Below are 2,021 nucleotides of genomic sequence, written 5' to 3' on the forward strand. Positions count from 1 at the left end.
GGGAGCCGATGACGCTTCCTCGGGGTATGGAAAGCATATTCGTATCGATCACGGCTATGGCTACATAAGTCTTTACGCCCATTTGAATGACTACAAGGTTAAGGCAGGACAACGCGTTAAACGAGGAGAACTAATTGGCACAGTCGGTAATACAGGACGCTCACAGGCTCCTCACCTGCATTATGAAATCATTAAAGATGGGGAGCATATCAACCCGATACATTTCTACTACGGTAATTTGTCACCTGATGAGTATGCCGAAATGTTGAGAGTTTCAACTCATGAGAACCAATCTATGGACTAAGTATCTTTATGGAAATAAATTTACCTGAAAAGTTGTATTACACCATAGGTGAAGTTGCAAAAGCCTTTAATGTAAACACTTCACTACTACGTTTTTGGGAAAAAGAATTTGGAATAATTAGTCCAAAAAAGAATCTCAAAGGAAGCCGAAAGTTTTCTGCCGATGATGTGAAAAAACTACAGTTGATATATCATCTGGTTAAAGAAAAAGGATTTACCCTTGAAGGTGCTCGTCAAAAACTGAAAGAAGGGCATGAGCAGGTTTTATCTAATTACGAAATCATTGAGAAATTGGAGCATATTAAACGCAGTTTAATTCGAATTAAAGAGGAATTGTAGCATGGATGTGCTTATCAACGGCTACTATAATTAGAGTCCTTTTTGGAAGCAAAACTTACATACTTCGTTGTCTCTTAGCTTCAAAAACTAATATGGCGGCGGCTACTGAAACGTTCATTGAGTCGATAACTCCTTGCATCGGGATGATTATGTTTTGGTTGGAATTGGATAGCCATTCTTCTGTAAGTCCTTCGTCTTCTGTGCCGACAACAATAGCAACTCCTTGATTAAAAGAAACTTCTGTGTAAGGTTTTGATGCTGAGAGAGCTGCACAAAAAATATTAATTCCTTGATCTCTCAAAAAATCTATGATTTCAGTAGTTGTTCCCATCGCGATGGTTGTTGTAAAAACGCACCCCACACTTGAACGGATGATGTTCGGATTATATAGATCCGTTTTTGGGTTTGCAATCAACACCGCATCAACTCCCGCTGCGTCTGCCGTACGTAACAGAGCGCCGATGTTCCCAGGTTTTTCAGGAGCTTCGGCAACTAAGATTAGAGGTTTTGTTTTTTTGAGGTGTAAGTCGCTCAATGAATGTGATTTAGCAACGGCTACAGCAATCACACCTTCTGTTGATGAACGATAGGTAAGTTTCTCGTAGACTTCTTTGGATATGCAAATGCACTCAGGGGAGGATTTGGTTTCCAGAAGTAGTGACTTCAGTTGGGCTTCCGAAAAAATATCTTGTTGAAAAAGAATCCTTTGTAAAGTATACCCACCCTTGATGGCCAATGTTATTTCACGAGTCCCTTCAATAACGAAAATACCTTCTTTTTTTCTGTTTCGAGATTTCTCTTGAAGCAAAAGTAATTGTTTAATTAAGCTATTTTGAGTGCTTGTTATCTCTTTCATAAGATGCTATGCTGTTTATTTCTTATTCATGCCCTATAACTAAATAGTACTCCGAAAACGGAAGGGGTCATTTCAAATGTCAAAAACTCTAAATTATGATTATTTGACCATGCGTAAATCAATTGATATATTTTTTGTGAAGATAAAATCATTGATTTCCGTATTTTTAATTTCCGATGGAGTTCCATTTGATAGGAAGCGGTGCAAAGGTATGAAATATATTTTGTTTCACATTTCTAAAGTTGAATCACTATTTTTGCTATTTCTATTGTTTTTTCTATTTTTGTTGCTTTAAAACAGATATAATGAAAATAGCCATTGGGAATGACCATGCAGGTCCTGCTTACAAAAAAGCCATTGTAGATTATTTAGAAAGCCGAAGTATAGAAGTTATCAATTTCGGTACAGACACCTTTGACAGTGTTGATTACCCCGATTTTGGGCATAAAGTGGCTGAAGCCGTAACTTCCAAGCAAGTTGATTTAGGTATTGTCATCTGCGGAAGTGGCAACGGAATAGCCAT

4 protein-coding genes are annotated in these 2,021 nt (G+C 37.8%); 3 read left to right on the forward strand and 1 reads right to left on the reverse strand.

The features are described 5' to 3' along the window. Together CCAND38_RS01610 and CCAND38_RS01615 are read left to right on the forward strand one after the other, a co-directional pair. Positions 1 to 304: M23 family metallopeptidase (locus tag CCAND38_RS01610; protein WP_042005776.1), on the forward strand; the 304-nt coding region annotated here is incomplete at its 5' end. An 8-nt stretch (positions 305 to 312) separates the two neighbouring features. Continuing rightward, positions 313 to 642, forward strand: coding sequence for a MerR family transcriptional regulator (locus tag CCAND38_RS01615; protein ID WP_042343296.1), 330 nt, complete (start codon positions 313 to 315; stop codon positions 640 to 642). 55 nt (positions 643 to 697) lie between these two features. Here the strand turns inward: CCAND38_RS01615 and CCAND38_RS01620 are convergent, their stop codons facing one another. After that, positions 698 to 1,498 carry a TrmH family RNA methyltransferase gene (locus tag CCAND38_RS01620; protein WP_042343298.1) on the reverse strand — a complete coding sequence of 267 codons (801 nt, stop codon included), beginning with the start codon at positions 1,496 to 1,498 and terminating at the stop codon, positions 698 to 700. Between the two features lie 305 nt (positions 1,499 to 1,803). On the opposite strand from CCAND38_RS01620, the gene CCAND38_RS01625 reads away from it, so the two are divergent. Continuing rightward, the coding region (locus CCAND38_RS01625; protein WP_042343301.1) for an RpiB/LacA/LacB family sugar-phosphate isomerase at positions 1,804 to 2,021 on the forward strand (218 nt) is incomplete at its 3' end.

It is taken from the genome of Capnocytophaga canis, from assembly GCF_000827555.1.
Classification (GTDB): domain Bacteria; phylum Bacteroidota; class Bacteroidia; order Flavobacteriales; family Flavobacteriaceae; genus Capnocytophaga; species Capnocytophaga canis.